General features: G+C 67.1%; 1 pseudogene. It reads left to right on the top strand.

Going from position 1 to position 426, the window contains the following annotated elements:
• Positions 1–426: pseudogene (locus tag HCN51_RS57840) on the top strand (hypothetical protein); the annotation flags it as partial.

Here is a 426-nt window from a genome sequence, read left to right as displayed (position 1 = left end):
TCCCGTGCCCACCTCCCAGGTGACCGAGCCCGCCGTCAAGGCGGCCAAGCCGGAGCGGCCCGTAGGCAAGCCGAAGATCCAATCGGAGCTGCCGGTGCGCGCGCTCAACGCCGACGGCAACTTCTACGTGTGGTCCGACGACATGAACAAGGCGCTGCTCTACTCGGGCGACGCCTCCTTCGACGGCTGGCCGGACGGCTGGAACAACAAGGTGGACGTGGTGTGGAACAACGGCTACCCCGGCCCGTACGACGACGTGAACATCTATGACTACGCGATCTGGTCGGGCAGCGCCTACGCGTGCATCGGCAACGGCGATTACTGGGACCTGCGCCGCAGGGACGTGAACTACGTGTTCTCCTGGGTGAACGACGGCGCCGACGCGTGGCAGCGCAGCCCGCTGGGCAGGCGCGTGCACGACAACGG

Source organism: Nonomuraea composti (genome assembly GCF_012034275.1).
Lineage (GTDB): Bacteria > Actinomycetota > Actinomycetes > Streptosporangiales > Streptosporangiaceae > Nonomuraea > Nonomuraea composti.
The sequence above is the reverse complement of the archived record's forward strand: the minus strand, read 5'-3'. Positions and strand labels throughout refer to the sequence as shown.